Here is a 25,144-nt window from a genome sequence, read left to right on the forward strand (position 1 = left end):
CTTCGGTTGGCCTCACTCCATCGCCACGAGGTACCGCACCACCGGCGGATCGAACCCGGGCCTCGGCTCGCGAATCCTCAACGTCACGGTGTGGGGCCCGGGCTCGAAGGTGGGAAGCGCGCCCGCCGGGGTGGTCAGCTCGAAGGTCCTTCCGTAGGTCACGGTGCGCGTGACCGTCTCCACCACCCGGCCGTCCACCACCCAGTCGGCCCGGAACGCCCCGTTGCCCGAGCACCGGATCACCGCCCGGGCCACGAGCCGGGCCCCCTTGGGCACGGTGATCGAGCCGAACCCGTTGGGAAAGGTGATCTCCAGCCGCTCGATCCGGAGGGGGCCGGTGGTGGCCCCGCCCTGGACCGGCGGAAGCGTGGGCGGGCCGGGCGGGGCTTGGAGTGCGCCCGCACACCCAGCGAGCAGCACGGCCAGGGCCCCGGCCAGGATCGTGCGCACCCGATGTCCCGCGCACATGTCACCACTCTGTCTCCGCCCGGAACCGGTACGGCACTCCCAGGTTGAACGTCAGGAACACCACGGACTCCCTCCGGTCGCGGGAAGGGTCGTTGTGGTCGTCGTGGCGGTTGTAGTCGGCCGACACCGCCAACTGCACGTTGGCCCAGCCCAGGCCGACCCGCTTGAGCAGGGCCTGCACGTTCCACGACAGCCGCACGCTCCCGTTCAGGGTGGCCGTGTTGACCGAGCCGTCCGACGTGTCGGCCCTCTGGTAGGAGCCCTGGCCCGAGAGATCCACGACCTCGGGCCACAGGGGCAGGGTCAGGCTCAGGGTGGCCAAGCGCGTGCGGTACACCGGGCCGTCCGAGTCGGACTCGTTGTACGAAAGGCTGGGGGTGATGGAGAGCCGCTCGCCGTTCCACCCTCCGGAAAGGGTGATGCTGCGGGTGCGCGCGTCCGACCCGCCCGAAAGGCGGTTCTGGAGGAACCCCATGCTGGCGCTGAGGCCGGCGTTCCAGTGGTCCCGGCCGTATGAAAGCCCCGCTTTCACGGTGTGGTTCACGTTGTCCACGGCCTGGCCGCCCGGGGGCTCGGAGCGGCTCTTCTGACGGGATACGCCGTAGCCCAGATTGAGCGCGGGCCAGCCCGGCACCGCCACCCCCACCGAGGCGTTCCCCGCCAGGCTCGACACGATGGGCCGGTCGTCGTCCCGGTCCACATTGTCCTCGCTGTAAGCGCCTGAAAGATTGAGAGAGATGGGGCCGAGCCCGGAGGAGAAGCCCGCTTGCACGGCCTGGCGGTCGCCCGTGAAGTTGGGGTTGGCGATGGTGGCGTAGTCCGATCCGTAGCGCAGCAGCCCCAGCGAGAGCGAGCCCACGCCCAGATCTCGGCTGGCGTTGACCTGCCACGCGGTGTCGGCCTGCATGCCCGGGCCCTGGGTGGTGTCCGGATCGAACCGGCTCCACGCGAACTCGCCGCCCAGGTTCGTTCCGAACAGGGTGCCCCGGAACCCCAGGCCCACGGTCCGGCCCCGGGAGGGGCCCAGGCTCGTTCCCGTGTTGAACCCGGCCCGGCTCTCGTTGCGGCCCGTGACCGCGCTCAGGTGGATGGAGAACCGGTCGTCCGGGAGCAGGGGGGCCTCCACGGCCAGGCCGTACACCTGGCTTCCCGGGTCGTCCAGCGACACCCCCGCCTCGAACCCCTCCACCGTGTCGGCCCGCACGTTGTAAAGGCGTGCCTTGATCCCGCGAACCTCCAGGTTCAGCCGGGCCCCCCGGCGGGCGAACCCCGAGGCGGTGAGCGGGGTCTCGTCGATGGACAGGTCTCCGAACTCGAACGACTGGGTGCCGTAGGCCAGGGTGAGCAGGTACCCCGAGGAGATCGTGAACTCGTCGGGGGCGTCCTTGACGTACTGGAGGTTCACACCGGAGAACCGGGCCGCGAACTCGCCCTTCTGGGCCGAGAACTCCAGGTTCAGGTTGCCCGAGACCCGGTCGGACGAGGCGGTGTCTCGGCTGCTGACGTTGCGGCCGTAATTGAACGACACGCTTCCGTCCACGGCCAGTACGCCCTTGGGCCCGCCGACCGGGCCTTCCGCCACGAACGGCACCTCGACTCGGTGGCCCCCCGGGACCTCCGCGACCAGCACGTGCCGGCCGGGCTCCAGCGGGGCCGGGGGCACGTAGCGGACCTGGGACCCGTGCCTCTCCACCGCGGACGTGACATCCGCCCCGTCCAGGAAGAAGCGGACCCCGGCTGAGGCCCCGTCCAGACCCATCACCAGGGGGCCCTGGGCCGGAACGCGGCCGTTCGGGGCCCCCACCAGGGCCGCCCCCCGGAGCCCGGTGGCCGCCACCTCGATCCGGTAGGGGTGGTAGGTCGGGTAGACCGCCGGATCGGTGACCACCCGGCCGTCGGCCGTGGTCACCTCCAGGTAGTACTCCACGCCCGGCGGCACCACGGCGGAAGCGGGAATCTCCACCGAGACCCGTCCGTCCCGGACCGGAAGCTCCGCCCGCTGGTACGGCCGGGTGCCCGCCACCCGGTAGTAGAGCACGGCCCGGACGGGCTGGACGTCCACCGTGCGGGAGAAGACCGCAGCCTCCCCCGCCGAGTAGCGCGGCGGAACGGCCGCCACCGACCGGGCCGAGCCAGGCCACACCGCCGCGGCGGCGAGCAAGGCCAGGAACCGCAGGTGAGGTTTACTGCGACATCCGGGGGCATCGGCTCGGCGTTCCATGCATACCCCTCCACTGTGGTGGGATGCGGCATCGAGGAACGCAGATGGGTTTGATCGGGAAAAGTACCGCGGCGGGGATTCAGCCAGGTAACGACTTTGGTAACTAAAAAGAAAAAAAGAGAGAAGAATCGCTTCAGCCGATCAGTCGCTGCCGCCTTTCGCTTTGTTCGCGAGCAGTCGGAGGGCCGGGCCGGGAGGTATGCCGAGGGTGTCGCGGAAGAACGCCTCCGCCTGCCGGAAGGTCCGGAGAGCCTCCACCGGGTACCCCCGGCGGATGAGCTCCTTCATTTTCAGCGCATACAGCCGCTCGGACATCGGGTTGACAGCCACGGCTTGGGAGAGGAGGTCATTGAGGTCTCCCCGGAACCCGTCTCGGTCGGCCCGATCCGCCACCCCTTCCACCAGGCGCACGTGGAGGTGCCGGAGGGCTTCCCTCCGGCTCTCGATCACGCCGTGGGAGCCGTCCCCCGACAGGAAGTCTCCTTGGTACAGCTCCAGGGCCCGGACCATCTCCCGGGCGGAGCGGTTGCGAAGTGCGGCACGGGCGGCCGTTTCGAACACGAGGCAGTCGGCGAACACGACGGAGCGGGAGAGGGAGAGCCGGCCGTGCTTCCAGTGGAGCCACCTCAAGGCCTCGGCTCCGGGGGGCAGGCCCACGACCCGTAGCCGGGCCAGAGCGGTTTTGAGGTTCGCGCGGGCCTGGTCGCCGAGGGCATCGGGCCACAGGAGCTCGGTCAGCCGGTCCACGGGCACCTTCTCTCCCCCCAGGGCGAGCAGGAGCTTCAGCAGTTGCTGGGTCCGGGAGGAGCGCCATCTCCGGTCGTACACGGTGTGGCCGAGTATGGTCAGGGAGAAGCCGCCCAGGCTGCGGATCTGCACCGGACGGTCCGGGTCGGGGATCGTCCACCTCGCCCCCGCCGGCCCGGTGCGGATCTCCAATCGGTCCAGCAGGCGCTGCGTGAACTCCGGAGGCCGGAAGGCCGACAGGAGGGGGCGCCCCCGAGGCAGTAGCTTTCGGACCCCATCCAGCAGTTTCCGGGCCTCATCCGTCTCGCCGCGGTCGGCCAGGATGGCCGCCCGGTCCAGAGCCGCCCCCTCGGCGAACAACACCCATCCCTGATCCTGGCAGGTCGCCATCGCCTCGTCCAATCGGGCCGCTGCTTCCTCCTTCTCGTTGAGGTCGGCCAAGGCCAGGGCCTGGAGCACCCGGATCATGGTTTGGGTCGGCAGGCTTTCGGCCCGGGCCGCCGCCCGCTCCCCCCGCTCGGCATGGACCAAGGCCCGGTACGGCCGGCCCGCCCCCAGGTAGAACAGGCCCACCGAAAACTGCATGAGTGCGGCGAAGAAGTGGACCTGTTCGCCCACCGCAAGCTGCCGGACGCTGGCCTCGAGCAGGGGGACCTCGTCCTCGTGGCGGGCCAGGGAAGCGGCCAGTAGCCGGGCCCCCTGGAGCAGGAGCCGGACGGAGACCCGCCAGTCCTCGGGGGCCAGATCCACCCCGACGTTCCGAAGAGTCTCGCACGCCTTCCCCGGCCGGCCAGCCGTGCTCAACACGATCCCGAGCATGATCCTGTGGTACAGGCGGGCGTACGAGGTGCGTGGCGCCCGGTCCAGGAAAGGGGCGGTTTCCTCCAGAACGACCCCTGCGCGCTCCGTACGGCCCTGGTATGCCAGGGCCAGCGCCTGGAGGGTGGCGCCGTACAGGGTCATGGCGGCCGAGCGGGCCTCCTCCGCGGCCTGGCGCTGGAGTTCCAAGGCGGCCAGCGTCTGGTCCAGGTTCCCCTGGTGGAACAGGAGCATGAGCGCCCGGAAGGCGAGCGCGGAAGAGCGGGCCAGGGGGGAGAGATCCTTCCGCTCGGCGAGCCGGTCGATCCGATCGGCCCACGGGCGGGATCGGGACCAGTCCACCCCGAAGTCCCACAGGGCCGCTATCGCCAGCCCGCAGGCCGCGGCCGCCCCCTCGGCGTCCCGGTTCACCCGGAACATCCGGTACAGCAGGGTGACGTCCCGCAGCACCTGCCGCAGGTCGCGGTCTGCGGGTAGGGGAGACGCGGCTCCTTCCAGGAGCAGGAGCCGCGGGGACAGGCCCGGGCTGCGCCGGGGACGAAGAGCAGCCATGTGCCGACGGATGGCGGGCACGTCCATCTCGAACCACCATACCAGCCCTCGCCGGGCGAGTTGGGCCGCGAACTCGTCCCACCTCTCCTCTTGGGCCAGGTCCCCAAACTCGGGGAGGAGATCCCGAGCTTCCAACTCCAGCCTCCTGAGAACTTCCGGAAAACAAACTTTATTTTACATCGAAGCGGATCGGCGGCAAGTATGAGGGGCGTCTGGGCCTGGGCGAAAAAGAGCCCCGGGGGGAGGAGGAGCCCGCCCGGGGCGTAGGGGGAACGTGACCCTGGGGTCAGGGTCGGGACAGGGTCTGGAGGAAGCAGCCGGTGGAGCCGCTGGTGTCCCCGCTTTCCGGGGTGGGGGCCGGCTCCTCCGCGGTCACGGGCTCCTCCCCGGGCTCCACCGGGGTCAGGCCGGCCAGCTTGGCGAACGCCCGGGCAGCCTCCTCGGTGTGCTCCAGGATCTCGGCCTGGGTGGCGCCGATCAGGTCGGCCGGGGTCACCATGCCGGTGGTCTCCACCGTGGAGAAGTCGGGCGCCACGTCGTCGGTGTCGCCGTCGCGGTTCACGTCCACGGGGTGGATGTAGCCCACCTCGGGCTCGACCCAGATCTTGCCCTTGGCCACGAGCCCTTCGAAGTTCTCGATGGTCCAGGGCAGGAAGGTAACCGTGCGGTTCGACAGCCGGGCGTTCAGGACCACGTCCGGGTCGCCGCCGTAGACCGGCTCGGTGCCCTGGGCGTGGCAGTCCACGCACTGGCGGGTTGTGCCGGCCTCCACCACCCCCGGCGGGGGGACCATTTTCCCGGTGGTCGGGTCCACCCCGCCCAGCTTGTCGTAGTCCTTGGCCGCGCCCAACGCCTGAGATGCGGGAAGCACGTTGTGGGTTACGGTGAAATAGTGGGCCACGATGGCGAGCCGCAGGTTCGCGTCGTAGTTGGGTGAGGGCCGGCCGGCGTACTGGTCCTCCTTCTCCAGCACCGTCTTCAGGGCCGCCTTCACCAGGTCCAGCTCGGTCTCGTTGGAGATCTCGGGCCGCAGGTCGAAGTTGTCGTCCCACACGATCGTGGCCGGGTCGTACGCGGTGATCGCGCCGGACTCGTCCCGGGTGACGGAGCTCGAGATCAGCACCATGCCGATCTGGTGGCGGCCGGGCATGACCTCCCGGGACACCGCGCCGGCCAGGATCGAGTTGAGCTCCCGGGGGGCCAGCACCCGCATGCTGGCCGGATCGTCGGGGTCGTAGACCACCCAGGTCACGGCCGCCACGGGGTTGCCCGGGTAGATCTTGATCTTCCCGTCCCGGTCGGGCTTCTTGTAGAGCACCGGCGTGAACTCGAAGTAGCTCTTCCCGTTGGCCGTGCGGAAGAACTCCGCCATGTCCGCCGGGTCGAAGTTCCCCTCGTCGTCGGGCACGGGGATCGTGGCCGAGCCGTCCGGGTCGGTCATCATGGTGTAGAACATGGCGTAGGGGTCCAGGGCCCGGTCCGAGCCGAACCCGGGCTCCTTGTCCTCCAAGCGCAGCTTCTGGGCCACCAGCGGGTCGGGCCCGTTGGGGTCGAAGTAGGCGATGGAGGTCACCACGTCCATCCCGAAGATCGGGTTCGACTGGCCGACCCACTGGAGCCCCCCGATCCCGTAGAACGGGGCCGCCGCGTAGTAGCCCGGCTGGGGGTCCTGGATGCCGAACGCGGCGAAGAACGAGAACGGCACCATCTGGGAGATGTCTCCCGGGTCGGCCGGGTTGGGCATGAACCGGGAGTCGAAGTTGTAGGAGAACCCCATGGAGTAGTCGAAGGCCCGGAACGGCCAGTACCTCTTGTAGGGGATGTGGCAGGTCTCGCAGGCCACGTTCTCGAAGTGGTCCGCCACGATCTCCTCGGACCCGAAGTTGTCCCGGTGGGCCAGGGTCATCTGGTCCAGGTTGTGGCAGTCGGTGCACACCTTGACCTTCTGGAAGTCCAGGTCGTTTCGCACCGTGCCGCCGGTGTCGATGCCCTTGCCGAAGTTGTGGTCGGGCGCGGTCGGCCCCTGGTCCTTGGACGCGTGGCAGTCCACGCACTCCACGCCCCGGGCCGCATGCACGTCGTAGCCGGCCAGGTCTCCCCGGCTCTTCCTCCCGGCCTCCACCTCCTCCAGGGCCTTGTCGTAGTTCTCCTCGCCGTCGTACTCCATCTTCCAGAAGGTGCCCCGCTTGGGGATGTCGGCCTTCATGCCCATCACGTCGGGCCGGATGTACAGCCCCTGGTTCACGGGGTCGCGGAAGCCCACGTGGCACCGGCCGCAGATCAGGTCCCACTTGTGGCCGCCCGTGTCGTCGCTGGCGAGCAGGGGGGCTTTGGTGCCGGACTGGGCGGCGAAGAGCTCGAGATCGTCCGGGTCGTAGTAGGTCTGCACCGTGAAGTAGTTCTGCACCTCGTCCGGGACCTGGGAGAGGCTCACCCCGTCCTTCTTCACCAGCTTCACGTAGGCCAGGGGCACCCCGTCCCCGTCCAGGTCGAGCCCCATGAGCCCGCCCGTGGCCGCGTACTTGAAGTAGTAGCCCAGGAACTTGCGGCTGCCCCACACCTTGTCGCCGTTCGCGGCGGTCACGGCGTTCACGGCCGGGCTGTAGGCGTTGTGCATCTTGAACCCGCTCGTGCCGCCGGCCTCGTCGGGCTTGCCGCCCTCGACCATGGGGATCTTGACCGAGTCCCGGGTGCTCGCCACGGGCGAGTTGGGCGCCGCGTAGAACCGGCCGGGCTCGAAGGTGCCAGAGAGGGGGCTCGAGTACCGGTCGATCGAGAACACCTCGTACCCTTCGGGGATCTCGCCCGGGGTCGGGTACCGGCCCACCGAGATGGCCCAGATGTCGGCGTAGTCGTCCCGGGCCTCGTTCATCCTGGCGATCAGGAAGATCTTGAGCCGGGGCGCGTAGTTCTGGGCGTCCACCCCGTTGGCGGTGTGGAGGCGGTTCGCGTAGGGATCGAGGTGGCAGGTCAGGCACTCGGCCTCCAGCACCCCGCTCTCGCCCCAGTCGTGCAGGTGGGGGGCCGACAGGGCCGGGGAGGGCCCGCCGCCCATGAGGTCCCGGGCCATGTAGAACGGCGCCGCTCCGATGTCCTCCACGTCGTACCGGTAGTAGTCCCCGTTCCAGGCGCCGAACTCACCGGCCTCGATCCGGTCGCGGTTGGCCTGGAAGAACTCGTCGTACCGGTTGCCGAACCGGTCCACCTCGTAGGGGCCGCCGCCCATGTGGCACGAGGTGCAGGTGGCGATCTCGTCGGCCGTGCCGATGTCGAACCGGGTGGGGTCCGGATTGTTCTGTGCCGCCAACTGGCGGTACGAGGGCGGTCACCAGGCCCCGAACTGGCCGGGCGCCGTGATGTTGTACAGCGTGGGCAGGGTGGCCAGGAGCCCGTCCGGCCCGGCCAGCACCTTGCCCAGGTCGTCGGCGAAGCCGTCACCGTCCGAGTCCACCCGCTCGTCCAGCCCGAGCTGGAAGTGGTAGGCCGAGGTGATCTTCTCGTACGAGTGGCACAGCCCGCAGGTCTGCTTGGGGCTCATCGGCGGGCCGGAGACGAGGGCCCCTTCCTGGCCGTTGGCGGCCAGGGTGTCGCTTGCGTCCAGGTTGGTCCGCACCGGATCGCCCACGCCGTCGTGGTCGGCGTCCGAAAAGGTGCGGATCTCGATGGCCGGATGGGCCAGCGCCGGCGCGGCCGAGGCCAGCAGGCCGGGCAGCGCCAACGAGGTGAGGAGGGTCGGGATCTTTCTCATGGTTCCTCTCCGTGGGATTGGGTTTTGCAAGGCCCGGTTTCAATACCCTTGGGGGTGGCACGCCAGGCACGAGGGGTCGGTGCGCCCGTGGCAGACCCGGCACGACTCCGTGTCCGCGGCCCCCTGGATCCGATGCCCCGAGGCGAGCCAGCCGTTCCGGGGGGCGTGGCTGCGGGGGGCCTCCCGGTGGCAGTCGGAGCAGAACGTGGCCGTGTGGCAGGCGCGGCAGGTGTCGCGGTCGTGGCGGGCCTCGAGGCCGTGGCTGCGGTCCTTCCAGCCCACGGTGTGGCTCCGGGGCTTCTCCGTTCGGTGGCAGGTGCGGCACGCGTCCGGCCCGGGGTGGCAGGTCCGGCACACGGCCTCGGGCAGGTCCGTGCGCCGGCCGTGGCGCTGCTCCCACAGCCCGTCGTGGGAGGGGGGGCGTTCGCCCCGGCGGATGCGGGCGTGGCAGGTGGAGCAGTCGGTCGGCGCCTCGTCCCCGTCGTGGCACCCCAGGCACGTCTCCATCGTGGGAAACTCCACCGAGGCCAGGTTCTCGGCCCGCGGGGTGGGTCCGTGGCACCGGACGCAGTCCACGTCGGCGTGGGGCTCGTGGGCGAACGTCACGTCGGCGTAGGTGCGGCCCCGTGGGGCCTTGGACACGGTGTAGTCCTCGTCGCCGGAGCGGGTGTGGCACGTGAGGCACGCCTCGGAGGGGTTCGCCTCGTCGATGTCGTGGCACTCCTTGCAGGGCTCCATGCCGGTTCGAAGCCCCTCGTCACCCCCGTGGCAGTCGGTGCATGCTGCCTCCTCCGCATGGAGGGCGTGGGAGAACCGAAGGCCGGTCTCCTCCCGGCACCCGGCCAGCAGCGCTAGCGCCGCGCCAGCCGCCAACACTGCGATGCGAGCCCGTCTTATTCCCCCAGCGCCGAAACCGGCGAGCCAGGGGGCCGCGCCCGGCTCTCCGCCAGGTCCCTTGCCCCCCCGCTCGGGGAGGTGAGTGCGCCCATTCGATTGCCGGCTGAGTAGCTTCATGGTCATCCCCTAGAAACGGACCGTGACGCGGGTCTCCACCGCGTGGATCTCCTCGACCCCGTAGAGCTCCTCGATCAGGTCGTCGGTGTCCCGGCGGTAGGTCAGATCCGCCGACCACCGCGAGCCGGGCCGGTAGGCGAGCCCCAGCTCCAGGCTTTGGGCCACCAGGTTCTCCAGGTCGTTGTTGATGTCCTCGTCCTTGCGGTAGTACGCGGCCGAGGCCACGAACCCGCGGGGCAGCCGCTGCTCGGCGTCCAGCGAGTAGGAGAGGCTTCGGGCCTCGGGGCCGTCCAGCCGGTCCTCGAGCCACCACGACAGGCCGGCCCGGAGAGAGAACCCCGGAATGCCCGGATCGAACACCCCGAAGCCCGCCTGCACCACGTCGAAGCTGGTGTTCGAGGCGCTCTCGTAGTGGTCCTCGTCGATCAGATCCCGCTTGGTGTAGGCGCCGCTCAGGGTCAGGTGGTCCCCCAGCCGCTGCTCCACGGCCAGCCGGTACTGGTTGTAGGGGGCCTGGCGCTCCAGGCTGAGGCGCTCCAGTCGGTACCGGCCGGGGTCGGCGTCCGCGGTGAAGTCCAGGAGGAAGTCGTCGTCCTCCTCGTTGCCCACCTTTTTGTACACGCTGGCCGTGATCTCGGTGCTGGTGGGGTCCCACCAGAGGGTGGCCGACACCAGGGCCTCGCGCAGGTCGCCGTTCACCCACTCGGCGCTGGCTTTGGCCCAGGCGAGGTCGCGGAGCGTCTGCCGTACGGTCAGCCGCAGCAGGTCGTCGAAGTAGTCCAGGTAGTCGGCCCGAAGCCGGCCGCCCCAGGGAAGCCGGGCCTCGGCCGCCCCGCCCCAGGCGGCGTCCCGCTCCAGATCCTCGTAGTACTGCACCAAGCGGCCGCCGAAGGCCTCCACCGACGCCTCCACCGGCAGGGGCAGGCGCACGCGGGCCCCGGCCCCGTCCAGGTGCACGGGCTCGGCGCTCTCCCACGAGAACCGGCCGGCGGTGAGCTCCACCGCGCGCAGGGGCCGGGACACGAGCCCCAGGTCGTACACGAACAGGTGACTGCCGCCGGGAAACCGGTCCACCGAGCTGTAGAACACCGAGTCCGGCTCCTCCTGGCCCAGGTCCCACCGGAACGCGCCCGAGAAGAAGGCCCGGCTGTTCACGGGCAGGCCTTGCGCCTCCAGGACCAAGAGCTGGGAGCCGTACGCCCCCCGGTCGTCCTGGTCGGGGGCGGCGTCGGCCCACGACGCCCGCAGGGTGGTGCGGGACGTGCCGGAGAGGGTCCACGCTCCGGCTCCGCCGGCGCCCAGGCAGGCGGTCAGCCCAATGCCCAACGCGATCACGACTGGTTTCATGGCGTCCTCAGGACCGGAAAATGTGAGAAAAGGAACATGCCGGTTCCGCATACTTGCATGGCTCGTGCCACAGGGAACGGCACGGGGAGGATATCGAAAATACACACGGATATAAACGGCTTGCGACCAAGATCCGTCGCCGCCCCGGCTTGGGGAGGCGCGGTTTTGTTTCAAAGGTTTCGGGTGTTTGAAACAAGGTGAAACACTGCCGTGAAAAATGACCGGGCGGCCCCCATGCCTCCAGCCGGGGTGTTGGGACGCAGGTCTACCTGAAATTCAGGTTCCCGGCGTCTCAGCTTCCGATCGTCCTATCGGAAATCCCCCATCGGCCCTGGGGGGCCCTGCAACGGGGAGAGTAACTTTCCCTGAACCGGGTAGCTGCGGCGGGGCATGGGTTTCAGGAACCGGAATTCAGCGGACAGGATACAGGGAAGGAACGACAGGCTTGATCCGGCGTCCGACGGCGTGCGGTCACAACCTGTCCACTGGAATCTGTCTTCTGCCCCCTGATTCGCAGGCCCCATGCCCCCCCGAGACCGTGAGGTAGTGTCAAAGAGGCGGGCCATACTTGGAACACTCTGAAATCAAGTAGGTTTTCATGCGTCCTAGCGTCCCAGCCTCCCAGCGTCCTAGCGGAAGTTACATAGAATCCCCCCTTCGGCCCTGGAGGCCTCTACGATGGAGAAGGGGAACGTGCGTTGGTCCGGCGCCGTTTCCGGCGGCAGGGCAAGGCCGGCCGGCGCCCGGGCTAAAGCCGCGGGGGGGCCACGCCGATCCGTAGCCCGAGTGTACAGAGCCGTTTGCGCGCGAGGATGGTCATGCCGTTGGAAGGCACACTGAGCTACCGGGACCTGGCGCATCTCCTCCAGGTGGTCGGCGCCTCGAGGAAGTCGGGCGTGCTGGAGATCCGGTACGAGGACCGGCTCGCCCGCCTGGTGTTCCGGGACGGCCGGCTGATCCGGGCCGAGTCGAACCAGCGGCATCCGGAGCTGGGGGAGCTCCTGGTGCAGGCCGGCGCCCTGACGAGCCGGGATCTCCAGCGGGCGCTGGGACGCCAGAGCGCGGAGGGGGAGGAGCGCCGGATCGGGACCCTCCTGTGCGAGGAGTTCGGGGTGGCACCGGAGACGATCCAGGAGGTGCTTTCCCGCCAGTTCCGGGACATCGTGTTCGAGGTGCTCCGGTGGCCGGGCGGGACGTTCCGGTTCGAGTTCGGCGAGCCCGACGAGGTGATGGACCGGTTCTCCCTAAACCCCTCGGCCTTCATCCTGGACGTCGGGATCCAGGCGGGGTTCCTGGCGGAGGAGGGGCTGGCCCGGGAGGACGCCACCCTCGACTCTCCGCGGGTCGTGGTGGAGCTCGGCGATCCCCGGTTGCGGGACGCGTGCGCCCAGATGTGGAGGCGCAAGCGCAAGAAGGTGGTGGTCGTCCCGGACCCCGGCCGGCTCGCCACCGTGTTGGGGGACTGGCCCACCGAGGCCCCGTCCCCCTGGGTGATCACCGGCATCGGCCCGGAGCCGGGTGAGGAGGCCTGGAGCCGGATCGAGGCGATCCGCGCCCTGCAGCCCGCCTGCGTGCTGGTGGTGGTGGGGGCCTGTCGGGACGCCGGGGTGCGGGTGCGGGCCGCCGACGCGGGGGCCGACGCCTACGTGCCGGCCCCGTGTCCGGCCGATCTGGACGGCCCCCATGCCGAGGCCCACCTGGACGTGTTCCTGCTGCAGCTGCAGCGGGCGGTGGAGCACGCAGCCGGGGTCGAGGAGCCTCGGGCCGGAGAGGCCGGGGCATGAACTGCGTGCCGGACGAGAACGTCCAGGAGTTCCTGGCCGAGGCCGAGGAGATCCTGGACCGGCTCGCCGACGACCTGGCCGAGCTGGAGCAGACCCCCGAGGGAGACGAACCCGACCCCGAGGTGGTCAACAGCATCTTCCGGGCCGCCCACAGCCTGAAGGGCATCTCGGCCATGTGCGGCTTCGGCCAGATCACCGAGGTGGCCCACAAGACCGAGACCCTGTTGGACGGTGTGCGCATGGGCCGGGTCGGGTGCACCCGGCCGGTGATGGACCTGCTCTACGAGAGCCTCGACCTCCTTCGGAATCTGTGCTCCCGCCTGGCCCAGGGCCAGGCCCCGGAGGACCCCGGAGTGCCGGCGTTTGTGGAGCGGCTGATCCGGGCGGCCGAGGGGGGGGCGGGGAGCGACGAGGACGGCCTGGCCGCTTTGGGGCTCGGAGACGAGGTCCTGGCCGTGCTCACCGAGTACGAGCGCCACCGCCTCGAGGCCACCCTGAAGAACCCCAACCGGACCCTGGTCCGGGTGAAGGTTGGGTTCCCCTTCGAGACCTTCGACACGGACCTGGAGGCCCTGAACGCCACGCTGAAGGGCCTGGGGGAGATCATCTCCACCCTGCCGGGCACCGGCGAGGGCGCCCCGGATCGCATGGAGTTCGAGCTCCTGGTGGGCCTCAAGGCCGATCTGGAGGAGGCGCGGGCCGCGGTGGCCGCGCACGGGGCCCAGGTGGAGGAGCTGGCGCCGCCGGCGCGGCCGACTCCCCCCCCGGCCCCACCCCCTGCCTCGTGCCCGGCCGAGCCGCCCTGCACCGGGGCCCCGGCCGCACCCGAGGCGTGCCGGCCCCCGGCAGAGGGGGTGCGGAGCTTCAGCCAGTCGATCCGGGTGGACCTGACCAAGCTCGATGCGCTGATGAACCTGGTGGGCGAGCTGGTCGTGGCCCGCAGCCACATCCACCTGGTGATCGACCGGCTGCGGCGGGAGCAGGGGCTCACCGGAGCGGTGATCGAGCTGGCCAAGGCCCAAAAGGACCTGGACCGGCGGCTCACCGATCTTCGGGAGGCGGTGATGGACGTGCGCATGGTGCCCCTGGGCCAGCTGTTCTCCAAGCTCCAGCGCACCCTTCACAAGATCCTGCGCACCACCGGCAAGGAGGTGGACCTGGAGATCCGGGGGGCCGACACCGAGATCGACAAGCTGATCGCCGAGGAGCTGGGCGACCCCCTGATCCACGTGATCCGAAACGCGGTGGACCACGGCATCGAGCCCCCGGACGAACGGGAGGCGAAGGGCAAGCCCCGGCGGGGCCGGATCGACCTGGTGGCCCACCAGCGGGGGAACCACGTGGTGATCGAGGTGGCGGACGACGGGGCGGGCATCTCGCGGGAGCGGGTGCTCCGGAAGGCCGTGGACCGGGGAATGGTGGACCCGGACGCCCACCTCACCGACAAGGAGGTGCTCGACCTGGTGTTCGAGCCCGGTTTCTCCACCAAGGACCAGGCCACGGAGATCTCCGGCCGGGGGGTGGGCATGGACGTCCTGCGGAAGAACATCGCCCGGCTGTCGGGCATGATCGAGCTCAGCAGCGAGGAGGGCCGGGGGACGCGGGTGACCATCGTGCTGCCGATCACCATGGCCATCATTCAGGCCCTGCTCGTCCGAGCGGGCACCATGCGGCTGGCCGTGCCGCTGAACAGCGTGCTCGAGACCCTGTCCCTGGCGGAGCAGGAGGTCGACCGGATCGAGGGCCGTCCGGTGCTGCGGCTCCGGTCCGACACGATCCCCCTGGTGCGGCTGGACCGGGCCCTGGGGGTGGATCCGGGCTCGGAGAACGGGGCGGGCTACGCCGTGGTGGTGGGGGTGGCGGAGAAGCGGCTGGCCCTGATGGTGGACGAGCTGCTCATCCAGCAGGACGTGGTCATCAAGAGCCTGGGGTCCCGGCTCAAGGGGGTACCGGGCATCGCCGGCGCCACGGACCTGGGGGACCAGCGCCCGATCCTGGTGGTGGACGTGGCGTCGTTGGTCAAGGAGGCGGAGGCCCATGCCTGACCGGACCGAGGCCTTGGCCGCGTGGCGGGCCCGGCTCCGGCAGGTGCTGGACGCCGAGGCCCTGGTCGAGCCCGAAGAGGAGGCCCCCGAAACGCCCGCGGTTCGGACGGAGCTGCTGGAGGTCGAGGTTTCGGGCGAGCGCTACGGGTTGCCGGTGGAGTGCGTCGCCGAGATCCTCCGGCCCCGGCCGATCACCCCCGTGCCCCGCACCCCCCCCTGGGTGCTCGGCATCGCCGGGCTTCGGGGCGTGGTCCTGCCGGTGGTGGACCTGGCCCTGCGCCTGGGGCTGGAGCCGGGCCCGGAGTCGCGCCACCAGAGGATCGTGGTGGTGCGGGACGGCGAGGAGCTCCTGGGGTTCCGGGTGGACCGGGTGGTGGGGGTGGTTCGGCTCGGTCCGTCCGAGGCGGCCGAGGAGGGGACGAACCGATTCCTGCGGGGGATGGGCAGAGATCGGGAGGGCCGCACGCTGGGGCTGCTGGATCCGGAGGCTCTGTGCGAGTTCCGGGTGGGTCAGGAGTGGAACGCCGCATGAGCGAGGGGAGGCTGGAGTTCCTGTGCTTCGACGTGGGGCGGCGGCGTTTCGCCGTCGACATCCGGGTCGTGCGCGAAATCCTCCGGCCCCGGCCGCTGACCCGGGTGCCGGGGGCCCCGCCCACGCTCCGGGGGGTGTTCAACCTGCGGGGCGAGCTGATCCCGGTGGCCGACGTCCACCGGATCCTGGGCGAGGTCCCGCCGCCCAGGGCGGGCGAGGAGGCCAAGCTGCTCGTGGTGCACCCCGGCGGACGGCCGTTCGGGATCGAGGTGGACCGGCTGGCGGAGGTGGAGTCGGTTCCCCTGGATGCCCTGGCCCCGGTGCCCGGGTCGGAGGAGCCGGGCGCCAGCCTGGTGGTGGCCATGTTCCGACGCACCGACGCGGCCGAGGACGTGGTGCTGGTCCTCCGGGCCGGCGCGCTCCTTCCGGAACCGGTGGTCAAGGAGGTGACCCATGAAGGGGTCTGACGTTCGGTGGTGGGCCGCGGGGGGCGTGTTGGGGGCGGTGTGCGCCGGGGCCGGGGCCGTGGTCGGGCCGTGGGCCGCCGTGGGGGCGCTGGTGGTGGGGGCCGGGATGGCCGCGCGGTGGAACCGTATCACCCGCGACGCGGTGGAGGAACGGGAGCGGGAGCTGGCCCGGGCCGCGGCCGATCCGGCGGCGGAGCGGCCGGCGTGGCTGGAGGACCTGGTGACCGAGCTGAACCGGACCCGGCAGGAGAAGGTCCGGGTCGAGACCGTGGCCGCGGCAGCCCAGGCCGAGGCGGCCGCGGCCCGCGAGGCGGGTGCGGCCGAGGCGGCCCGGCTCCGCAAGGCCGTGGCCGAGGTGCTCGGGCAGTTGGAGGAGTCCCTGGGCAACGGCGGGGAGGAGAACCCCTGCCACGCGCTCGACCCCATCCTGTCGGACCTGACGGCCCACGCGGAGGAGCAGCGGGCCAACGTGGAGCGGTCCGTGCAGACCCTGCAGGAGGTGCTGGCCGGCCTGGGGGACGCGGCCCGGCAGTGGGCCGACACGGCCCGGGCCCTGGAGACCTTTGCCTCGTGGTACCGGGAGGCGGGCCACGCCTTGCCCACCCTCGCCGCGGTGGCCGAGGTGCCGGCCGAGGCGCCCGCCCTGGAGGAGCTGGCCGAGTCCGTGGGGCCGGCCGTGGCGGGGCTGGAGGCCTGCGTGCAGCGGTTCGACCGGCTGCGGCAGAGGTGGGACGAGGCCCTGGCCGCGATCGGCGCCCTGGGGGAGCAGGTCCAGTCCGTCGGGTCGATCCTGAACGTGATCGAGGACGTGACGGAACAGACCAACCTCCTGGCCCTGAACGCGGCGATCCTGGCGGCCCAGGCCGGGGAGCATGGCCGCGGGTTCGCGGTGGTGGCCGACGAGATCCGAGACCTGGCCGAGCGCACGGCCGAGTCCACCAAGGAGATCGGAAGCCTGATCGAGGCCATCCAGACCGGCTCGGCCCGGGCCGTGGCCCTGCTCGACGACGAGCGGGGAGCCCTCCACGAGGGGGTGGGGGCCCTGGAACGGGCGGTCGCCAGGACCCAAGGGTGGGCCGAGGCCGCGGCCGCGGCCCGGGACGAGGTTCGGGGGCTGTTGGAAAAGGCCCGGGCGCCCCTGGAGCGGGCGAAGGAGGCGGTGCGTGCCTGGGGTGAGGCGCCGCCCCTGCCCCGGCCGCCGGCGGTGCCCGAGGTGCCCCGGGACGAGGAGGGAACGGGGCTCAACCGGGTCCAAGAGCTGTGTGAGGAGGGGGCGTTCCTGGTGGGACAGCTGCGGGACTCGGTGGCCGAGGCGGCCGACGAGATGGGCCGCCGGCTGGGCGGGGCGGCCCGGGCCGCGGCCGCCCTGCGGGCGCTGGCGGACCAGGGGGAGGCGCAGGGATGAGGAGCCTCCGGGTACGCATAACCGCGGCCGTGGCCGCCGTTCTCCTGCTGGGCAGCGGCACGGCCTTCGTGTGGTACGCCGTCCACCGATATCAGGGGGTGGAGGCCGAGTCGGTCCACTACGGCCGGTCCCTGGCCGACGGGCTGGCCGGCGCGGTGGAGGCGAGCCTGCTTCGGATGGACACGGACCGGTTGGAGGAGACGCTGTCCGCCATGGCCCAGACCGGGCTGTACGACGCCGCGGCCGTGGTGGGCCGGACCGGCCGGATCCTGGCGGCCTTCCCGCCGCTTCCCGACCGGGTGGATCCCATGGCCGAGCCCCGCTGCGCGGGATGCCACGGCCGCCGGCCCCCCCTGCCCTACGAGGAGCTGGACCGGTCGGTGGCCGACCGGCCGGTGGTGCGGGTGTTCCGCGCCATCGCCAACGGTCCCGCGTGCCAGGGCTGCCACCCCGCGTCGGACCGGGTCCTGGGGTATCTGTTCCTGGACGCATCGGTGGCGAGCCCGTACTCCCGGCTGCTCCGGGAGGCCTGGACCGTGCTGGCGGCCGGTGCCGGGACCATCGCGGTGGTGGTGCTGGGGGTGTACGGGGTGTTGCGCTTCCTCCTCACCAAGAGGATGGAGCGGCTCGAGGAGATGGTGGACCGGTTCGAGGCCGGCCTGCCGTTGGAGGACCCGGAGGAGGAGCCCTCGGACGAGCTCGGCCGCATCGGTGCGGCCCTTTGCCGGGCCGCCCAGCGCAGGCGGGCGGTCCTGGCCGAGGTCTCGTCCCTGGCGGCCACCCTGCGGGAGCGGGGGGTGGAGGTTCAGCTGGCCCTGAGCCGTCTGCGCGAGGGGGTGGAGCGGGGCAAAGGGGTGGCCGGGGCGGTGCTCGCCGCGGTTCAGGGCCTGGACGAGGCGCTGGAGGAGACCCGCTCCCACCTGGACGCGATCGCCTCGTCCACCAGCGACAACTCCACGAGCCTGGTGGAGATGTCCGCCAGCATCGACGAGGTGGCCGGCAGCGCCGACGAGCTGGCCCAGCAGGTCTCGGCAACGGCCGCGAGCGTGCTCCAGATGGTCCAGTCCATCGGCGAGGTGGCCGAGAACGTGGAGGGCCTGGCCCGGGAGACCGAGGCCACGGTCTCGTCGATGAGCCAGATCGAGGCCTCCACCCGCCAGATCGAACGCAGCGCCCGGGACGCGGCAGGGTTGGGGGTGCGGGTGTCCGAGGCGGCCGAGGAAGGGGTGCGGGCCGTGGAGGCCACCCTCGAGGGGATCCACGACTCCTACCAGGTCATCCAGGACACGGCCCGGATCACCGGGGACCTGGCCGAGGCCAGCCGGAGCATCCAGAGGGTGGTGAAGATCATCAACGAGATCAACGACAAGACCAAGCTCCTGGCCCTGAACGCCGCCATCATCGCCGCCCAGGCCGGGGAGCACGGCCGCAGCTTCGCCGTGGTGGCCCACGAGATCCAGGGGCTGTCCGACCGCACGGCCGCGAGCACCGGCGAGATCTTCCGGATCGTGCGGGGCATCCAGGAGCAGGCCGAGGCGGCCAACGAGGCCGTGGCCCGAGGCCAGTCCGCCACCGCCCGCAGCGTGGAGCTGGCCGAGAGGGCCGGCCAGGCCCTCCGGCACATCCTGGACACGGCCCGCACCGCGAGCCGGATGAACCAGCAGATCCTCGAGGCCACCGAGGAGCAGGCCCGGGGCAGCCAGAACGTGGTGGGCTCGATGCAGCAGGTGGCGGCCATGGTGGAGCACATCCGCCAGGCCGCACGGGAGCACCGAGAGAGCGGGGACCTGGTGGGCCAGTCCACCGAGATCATGCGCAACCTCACCGAGCAGGTGAAGCTGGCCACGGCCGAGCAGGCCGAGGTGAGCCGGTACATCTCGGACGCCATCTCCGCCATCGACCGGAACCTGCAGGACCTGCTGGGGGCCGTGGCCAGGGAGCGGGAGGAGACCGAGCGGATCCTCGGCCACATGCATGAGCTGCGGGCCCGCAGCGGGGAACAGGAGTCCGGGGTGGAGGAGGTGGAGACGGTCATCCGCGAGCTCCAGACCCAAATCGACGGCCTGGAGCGCAGGGCCCAGGCCCTCCTGGGCGGACGGGGGGCGACGGCGTGAGGAAGGCCCGGATCCTGGTGGTGGACGACAGCCCCTACGTGCGGCGGTTCTTGCGGGAAGCGCTGGAGCCCGAGCCGTGGGTGGCGGCAGTCGAGGGAGCCACCAACGGCCAGACCGCCCTGGCCAAGGCCCTGCACGCGCCCCCGGACCTGGTGACCCTCGACCTCCACATGCCGGTCATGGATGGATTCACCTTCCTGCGGCTGTTCCGGGCCCGGTTTCGGGCGCCGGTGCTGGTGGTCAGCTCCCACGCCGACCTGGAGAACGTGGAGCGGGCCATGGAGCTGGGAGCCAACGGCTTCATCTCGAAGCCCGAGGATCCCTACCGGAACCTGGACGCCATCGTCGAGGAGGTGAGGGCCAAGGCCCGCAACGCCTTGGAGCTGCGGGTCCCCCGGGCCGAGGACGGGGGGGCGGGCCGAGGCCGGCACCCGCCCCCCCGGGACTTCCCGGTGATCGCGATCGGCGCCTCGTCCGGGGGCCCCCCGGGGCTCCAGTACCTGCTCTCGGCGCTGCCCCCCACCCCCCTTGCCGCGGTGCTGATCGCCCAGCACATGCCCGCGGGGTTCACCGAGGCGTTCGCCAAGCGGCTGGACCGGGTGCTGCCGTTTCCGGTGCGGGAGGGCAGGGAAGGGGCGGCGGTGGGCCCCGGAGAGGTGTGGATCGCGCCGGGGGGGCGGCACCTGACCGTGGACCCCGGGGGGCGGCTGCGGCTGGAGGACGGGGCCCAGAGCCTGTACAGCCCCAGCGTGGACCGGCTGTTCGAGACCGCGGCCGCGGCGTTCGGGGCCCGCCTCACCGCGGTGGTGCTCACGGGAATGGGCCGGGACGGGGCGGCCGGGGTGGAGGCGGTGAAGGCGGCGGGGGGGGCGGTGATCGCCGAGTCGGAGAACACCGCGGTGATCCACGGTATGCCCCGTCAGGCCGCCGCCACGGGGTGTGTGGACGAGGTGCTGTCCCTGCCCGAGATCTCGTTGCGGCTGCTGGAGCTCGCCCGGGGGGAACCCCTCACCGGATCCACAGCCCTCGGGTGAACCGGGGGTCGGGAACCTCGTCCGGGGCCAGGTGGCCGAACTCCTCCTCCAGCAGCCCGAAGCACTCCAACACGAACTCCCGCAGGAACATCCGGTCGGTCCCCGACAGGGGCAGCAGCAGCTCCACCCACTCCACCGAGGCGTCGGCCAGGCTGGGCTTCACCCGGCGGGGCGGCCGGTCCTCCTCCCACACCTTTGCCAGACCCTCCCGGGCCCGTCGGCGGGGAATCGGGGCGAACCGGAACCCCCGGTCGAGGGCCGCGTTCACGAGCGAGGTGAGGAACACGGTCGAGGTCTTCAGGTGCTCCGGCTCCAGGTCCCGCAGGGCCTCCTTGCAGTCGTCGAGCCGCAGATCCACCACCGACAGCAGGAACCGCCCCAGGAACTCCGCCTTGTCCACGGCCCGGCTCGCCCGGTCCACCTCCGACACGGCGCGAAACTCGCGGTAGACCGGGGCGGCCTCGTCCCCGGCGTACCACAGGGGGTGGGGCCGCAGCAGGCCGTCCAGGATCTCGCCCAGGGGCGGGTCGAGGAACAGCAGCCGCTCCTTGTGCCCCTCGGGCCAGCCCCGGCGGAACACGTGGCGGGCCCGGTTCCGGGCGGCCGCGATCCGGGTCCAACCCACCCGGAACAGGTGCTGGAGCCAGTGGCGCTCCAGCAGCCGGGCCGCGGCCTCCTCGTCGGGGCCGGCCAGGGCCTCGAGCCCGATCGCCAGGTACCCCGCCACCTTGGCCAGGGCCCGGCCGTAGCTCTCCATCCTGTCCAGGTCCAGGCGGTCCGCCACCATCACCCGGTTCGTCAAGGTGGCCAGCTCCAGCTGGATCGACTCGGCCGCGGCCGGGTCCCGCACCCGGCCCAGGGCCCTCACCACCAGGTCGGGCGCCACCGAAGGGGCCGCGATGGGATAGCGGGGGGCGGCCTCGGGCTCGCCGTCGGGGTCCGGCGTGGGCGGCCCCCCCCGCACCGGCAGCTCCCGGGCGGAGGTCACCTCCATGGGCACGTACACCTCCATGGCCTCGTCCCACTCCGGAAACCCCCGCATGGCCAGCCGCCGCACCCGCTCCTGGTACACGTGCTCCTCGAGCTCCGAGTCCACCTCGCCCAGCAGGGCCTCCATGAGTCGGAGGTACCGGTCCGGATCGGCCTGCCGGAGCACCCCGAGGACGGTCTTGACCAGGTCCTCGTGCTCGGCCGCGCAACGCACGTAGTAGAACCCGTCCACCGTGATCGGGGCCCGGCCGGGCAGATCCTGGAACGGATCCTCGTCCGGTTCGTGGGGCCGGACCACCCGCACCACCCGGCCCAGGTAGAGGGTGAGGTCCGCCAGGTCCAGCTGCCGGAGCCACCGGGCCAGGGGGGCCTCGCCGCACGAGGCCAGGAGCCGGAGCCAGGGCACGACCCGGCCCGGCCGCACCCGGTCGCCCTTCCACAGCTCCAGGTCCAGGAAGAACTCCACCTGGTCGGCCCGAGCGTGGGCCAGCACCAGGGGCACGTTGTCCGGGTCCATCTCCTTGAGCGTGAAGTACAGCTCCTCCGGGGGCAGCAGGGCCACCACGGCCGCCAGCCGCGGGGTGGCCAGCAGACGCTCCTCGCGGGCCTCGCCCCGGAGGCTCAAGATCTCGTCGATCTCCCGGCGAAGCGGGGTGGCGATCACCTGCCCCCGCCGGGCAGGGGTCTGGACTTCCGACATGCAATCCTCTTGACGGCAGGGCGGCGGAAGGGGGCCGCCGCCCGGTTCGTGTTCTTGGGGCCGGGCGGAAGCGTAACACGGGGCCGCAACGGCCGACCAGAGCCGGTTGCCGGCCCGCGGCGAACCCGGTACGATCGCGGCCCCAAACCTTCACCGGCCCGGGACGAGACCGGGCCCAGGAGGGCGTGCGACGTGATGGGAACGGCGAGGAGATTGCGGACTCTTTCGTTGCCCCGGCGGGCCGCGTGGGCCCTGGCGATCTGCCTGGTGGCCGCCGCCACGGCCGCGGCCAACCCCGGGGGCTCCCTCGAGGGCCGGGTGCAGGAGCACCGCCTGGCGAACGGGCTCACCGTGCTGGCCCTGCGGCGGGGGGTGGCACCGGTGGTGAGCCTGCAGATGACCTTCCGGGTCGGCGGGGTGGACGAGCCGTCGGGCTACACCGGCATGGCCCACCTGCTGGAGCACCTCCTGTTCAAGGGAACCCGGACCCTGGGAACCCGGGACTGGCAGAGGGAGGAGCCCCTGCTGCGGCAGATCGAGCGGGTGGGGCGGGCCCTGGACCGGGAACGGCGCAAGGGGGACCGGGCCGACCCCCAGGAGGTCGAGCGCCTGCGGGCGGAGCTCCGGCGGCTGCAGGAGGAGCACCGGTCGCTGGTGCTCAAGGACGAGATCGACGCCATCTACACCCGCAACGGGGCCGTGGGGTTCAACGCGTTCACCAGCTCGGACCTCACCAGCTACATCGTGAGCCTGCCTTCGAACCGGCTGGAGCTGTGGGCCCGGATCGAGTCGGAGCGGATGCGCGACCCGGTGCTGCGGGAGTACTACGTGGAGCGCGACGTGGTGGTGGAGGAGCGGCGCCAGCGCTACGGGTCGGACCCGGACGGCCGGCTCTACGAGACCCTGCTGTCCACGGCGTTCCGGGCCCACCCCTACCGGGACCCCGTGATCGGCTGGCCGGCCGACCTGGAGACCCTGGACCTGGAGGCCACCCGGCGGTTCTTCCGGGACTACTACGGGCCCGACAACGCCGTGATCGTGGCGGTGGGCGACGTGGACCCCCCCGCCTTCTTCCGGTTGGTGGAGCGGTACTTCGGCGACCTGCCGGCCCGGGGGGTGTCGCGCCGGCCGATCACCCGGGAGCCCCCCCAGCAGGGGCCCCGGCGGGCCGAGGTGTGGTTCGACGCCGAGCCCCGGCTGGTGGTGGCGTTCCATAAGCCCACCCTGCCCCACCGGGACGACTACGTGTTCGACGTGATCGAGGCCGTGCTGACCGACGGCCGAAGCTCGCGGCTGGTGCGCGAGCTGGTGGACCGGCAGCGGGTGGCCGCCTCGGTGAGCGCGGCCAACGGGCTGCCGGGCGCCCGGTACCCCAATCTGTTCGCGGTGTTCCTGACCCCGCTGCAGGGGGTGGGCGTGGACGAGGCCGAGCGGGCGCTCCTGGCCGAGCTGGACCGGCTGGGCCGGGAGCCGCCCACCCCCGAGGAGCTGGAGCGGGTGCTTCGCCGGCTCGAGGCCTCGCGGGTGCGTAGCCTGCTGTCCAACTCGGGGCTGGCACGGCGGCTCGCCTACTTCCAGGCTCTGACCGGCGACTGGCGCTACATCGAGGAGCACCCCCGGGTCCTCCGGACCATCACCCCCGACGAGGTGGCCGCGGTGGCCCGCCGGTACCTGACCCCCCAGAACCGCACCGTGGTGGTGCTGCGGCCCCGCCCGGAGGAGGACCGATGAGCACGAAGGGGTGTTTCCGGAAAGCCGTCCTCGTCCTCGCCGCGCTCGGGCTCGCGGCCTGTGCCGGCCGGCGGCCCCTGGATCCCCGGACCGCCGAGTTCCCCCCGCCCCGGCTGCCCGAGATCCGGGTGGGCCAGGGCTCGTTGGGGCAGGGGCCGGCGTGGTTCTGGGTGGAGGACCACGACGTGCCCCTGGTGCGGCTGTACCTGGCCGTGCGGGCCGGCGAGGTGTACGACCCCCCCGACAAGGCCGGCCTGGCCCGGGTGGCGAGCCTGGCCTGGCGCACCGGCGGTGCCGGGGACCTCTCCCCCGAGGCCTTCGACCAGGCCCTGGAGAGCCGGGGCATGGAGCTCGAGCTCCGGTTGGGCCGGGACAAGGGCTGGATCTCCCTGACCGTGCTGCCCGACGACCTGGACCGGGGCCTGGATCTCCTGGCCCGGCTCCTGTGGGACCCGGCGTTCCGGCCCGACCGGGTGGACTGGGCCAGGGCCCAGGTGGCCGAGGGGCTCCGGCGGGAGGAGGACGACCCCCAGAGCCTGGCGTTCCGGGAGATGCGGCGGGCGCTGTTTCGGGGCCATCCCCGTGGCCAGACCCCCACCGAGGGGTCGGTGGCTCGGATCTCCCGGGAGGACGTGGTGGCCCTGCACCGGCGGCTCGTGGGCGCCGGCGCCTGGACCGTGGGTGCGGTGGGGGACTTCGACCCCGACCGGTTGGGCCGCCGGCTGGCCGAGCTGCTGGGCGGTCTGCCCCGGGACGGCGGCGCATTCCCCCGGCTTCCCCCGCCCGAGGAGCCTGCCCCCGTCGCGGTGGTGGTTCCCCGGCCCCTGCCCCAGGCTACGGTGGTGTGGGCCTGGCTCGGGCCGGAACGCACCGCCCCGGACTTCGGGCCCATGGAGGTGTGCGATCATCTGCTCGGAGCCGGAGGGTTCGGATCCCGGCTGGTGCGGGAGATCCGGTCCAACCGGGGGCTCGCGTACAGCGTGGGGAGCTTCTACCAGGCCCTGCCGTCCTTCGGGGTGCTGGGCGCCTACGGCCTGACCAAGACCGAGACCGTGGGCCAGGTGGTGGAGCTGATGGCGGCCGAGGTGCGGCGCCTGGCCGACACCCTGAGCCCGGCCGAGGTGGCCCAGGCGCGCCGGAGCCTCGTGACCCGGTACGTGTTCCGGTACGACGATCCGGCCAACCTGGTGCGCGACCGCATGGGGAACCTGCTGGACGGCCTGCCCCTGGACCTGGGGGATCGGTACCCCGAGGCCGTGGCCGCCGTGACCGTGGAGTCGGCCCGCCGCGCGGCCCGGACCCACCTGGACCCGAGCCGGGGCGTGTGGGTGCTGGTGGGCGATCTGGACCCGGCCGACCCTCGGTGGACCCGCCTGGGCACGGTGGAGGTGGTGCGGGTGGAGAAATGACTGCCAACCGGAGGACG

At 71.8% G+C, this 25,144-nt stretch carries 17 protein-coding genes; 9 read left to right on the forward strand and 8 right to left on the reverse strand.

What is annotated here, in order from left to right; translation table 11 throughout:
- Positions 1-12 precede the first annotated feature (12 nt).
- From DEFCA_RS0100650 to DEFCA_RS0100680, 7 genes are all read right to left on the reverse strand, one after another.
- Complete coding sequence (locus DEFCA_RS0100650) at positions 13-468, reverse strand: hypothetical protein (protein ID WP_025321121.1); 456 nt, start codon at positions 466-468, stop codon at positions 13-15.
- A gap of 1 nt (position 469) precedes the next feature.
- Positions 470-2,689 (reverse strand): hypothetical protein, encoded by a 2,220-nt coding sequence (locus DEFCA_RS0100655; protein WP_025321122.1) that lies wholly within the window; start codon positions 2,687-2,689, stop codon positions 470-472.
- A 141-nt stretch (positions 2,690-2,830) separates the two neighbouring features.
- Complete coding sequence (locus DEFCA_RS0100660; protein ID WP_025321123.1) at positions 2,831-4,942, reverse strand: BTAD domain-containing protein; 2,112 nt, start codon at positions 4,940-4,942, stop codon at positions 2,831-2,833.
- 151 nt (positions 4,943-5,093) lie between these two features.
- Positions 5,094-8,114, reverse strand: a complete 3,021-nt coding sequence (locus DEFCA_RS0100665) for a cytochrome c3 family protein (protein ID WP_025321124.1) — start codon at positions 8,112-8,114, stop codon at positions 5,094-5,096.
- An 18-nt stretch (positions 8,115-8,132) separates the two neighbouring features.
- Positions 8,133-8,555, reverse strand: coding sequence for a hypothetical protein (locus tag DEFCA_RS0100670; RefSeq protein ID WP_025321125.1), 423 nt, complete (start codon positions 8,553-8,555; stop codon positions 8,133-8,135).
- 39 nt (positions 8,556-8,594) lie between these two features.
- The gene (locus tag DEFCA_RS20075; protein ID WP_025321126.1) at positions 8,595-9,431 is read right to left on the reverse strand and encodes a cytochrome c3 family protein; all 837 of its coding nucleotides are present in this window, start codon (positions 9,429-9,431) and stop codon (positions 8,595-8,597) included.
- Between the two features lie 147 nt (positions 9,432-9,578).
- Positions 9,579-10,916 carry a TonB-dependent receptor gene (locus tag DEFCA_RS0100680; RefSeq protein WP_025321127.1) on the reverse strand — a complete coding sequence of 446 codons (1,338 nt, stop codon included), beginning with the start codon at positions 10,914-10,916 and terminating at the stop codon, positions 9,579-9,581.
- An 818-nt stretch (positions 10,917-11,734) separates the two neighbouring features.
- Between DEFCA_RS0100680 and DEFCA_RS0100685 the strand changes: the two genes are divergently transcribed.
- From DEFCA_RS0100685 to DEFCA_RS0100715, 7 genes are read left to right on the forward strand one after another with little or no spacing between them, the layout of a single operon-like run.
- Positions 11,735-12,700, forward strand: a complete 966-nt coding sequence (locus DEFCA_RS0100685) for a DUF4388 domain-containing protein (protein ID WP_025321128.1) — start codon at positions 11,735-11,737, stop codon at positions 12,698-12,700.
- Positions 12,697-14,745, forward strand: coding sequence for a chemotaxis protein CheA (locus tag DEFCA_RS0100690; protein ID WP_025321129.1), 2,049 nt, complete (start codon positions 12,697-12,699; stop codon positions 14,743-14,745). The genes DEFCA_RS0100685 and DEFCA_RS0100690 overlap by 4 nt, the downstream gene beginning before the upstream one ends.
- Positions 14,738-15,277, forward strand: coding sequence for a chemotaxis protein CheW (locus DEFCA_RS0100695; protein WP_025321130.1), 540 nt, complete (start codon positions 14,738-14,740; stop codon positions 15,275-15,277). Before DEFCA_RS0100690 ends, DEFCA_RS0100695 begins: the two co-directional genes overlap by 8 nt.
- A complete protein-coding gene (locus DEFCA_RS0100700; RefSeq protein WP_025321131.1) occupies positions 15,274-15,744 on the forward strand; it encodes a chemotaxis protein CheW in 471 nt (156 codons plus the stop codon). The genes DEFCA_RS0100695 and DEFCA_RS0100700 overlap by 4 nt, the downstream gene beginning before the upstream one ends.
- A complete protein-coding gene (locus DEFCA_RS23905) occupies positions 15,731-17,149 on the forward strand; it encodes a methyl-accepting chemotaxis protein (RefSeq protein ID WP_025321132.1) in 1,419 nt (472 codons plus the stop codon). Before DEFCA_RS0100700 ends, DEFCA_RS23905 begins: the two co-directional genes overlap by 14 nt.
- Complete coding sequence (locus DEFCA_RS0100710) at positions 17,146-19,263, forward strand: methyl-accepting chemotaxis protein (RefSeq protein ID WP_084318570.1); 2,118 nt, start codon at positions 17,146-17,148, stop codon at positions 19,261-19,263. Before DEFCA_RS23905 ends, DEFCA_RS0100710 begins: the two co-directional genes overlap by 4 nt.
- Positions 19,260-20,297: a chemotaxis protein CheB gene (locus DEFCA_RS0100715; RefSeq protein ID WP_025321134.1), complete on the forward strand. Its 1,038-nt coding sequence runs from the start codon at positions 19,260-19,262 to the stop codon at positions 20,295-20,297. The genes DEFCA_RS0100710 and DEFCA_RS0100715 overlap by 4 nt, the downstream gene beginning before the upstream one ends.
- On the opposite strand, the gene DEFCA_RS0100720 is transcribed toward DEFCA_RS0100715, so the two are convergent.
- Positions 20,272-21,987, reverse strand: a complete 1,716-nt coding sequence (locus tag DEFCA_RS0100720; protein WP_025321135.1) for a DUF6178 family protein — start codon at positions 21,985-21,987, stop codon at positions 20,272-20,274. The genes DEFCA_RS0100715 and DEFCA_RS0100720 overlap by 26 nt on opposite strands.
- A 228-nt stretch (positions 21,988-22,215) precedes the next feature.
- On the opposite strand from DEFCA_RS0100720, the gene DEFCA_RS0100725 reads away from it, so the two are divergent.
- Positions 22,216-23,718 carry a M16 family metallopeptidase gene (locus DEFCA_RS0100725; RefSeq protein ID WP_245693406.1) on the forward strand — a complete coding sequence of 501 codons (1,503 nt, stop codon included), beginning with the start codon at positions 22,216-22,218 and terminating at the stop codon, positions 23,716-23,718.
- Positions 23,715-25,127 (forward strand): M16 family metallopeptidase, encoded by a 1,413-nt coding sequence (locus tag DEFCA_RS0100730; RefSeq protein WP_025321137.1) that lies wholly within the window; start codon positions 23,715-23,717, stop codon positions 25,125-25,127. The genes DEFCA_RS0100725 and DEFCA_RS0100730 overlap by 4 nt, the downstream gene beginning before the upstream one ends.
- Positions 25,128-25,144: the final 17 nt, after the last annotated feature.

The sequence above is a fragment of the Deferrisoma camini S3R1 genome (genome assembly GCF_000526155.1).
GTDB lineage: Bacteria > Desulfobacterota > Deferrisomatia > Deferrisomatales > Deferrisomataceae > Deferrisoma > Deferrisoma camini.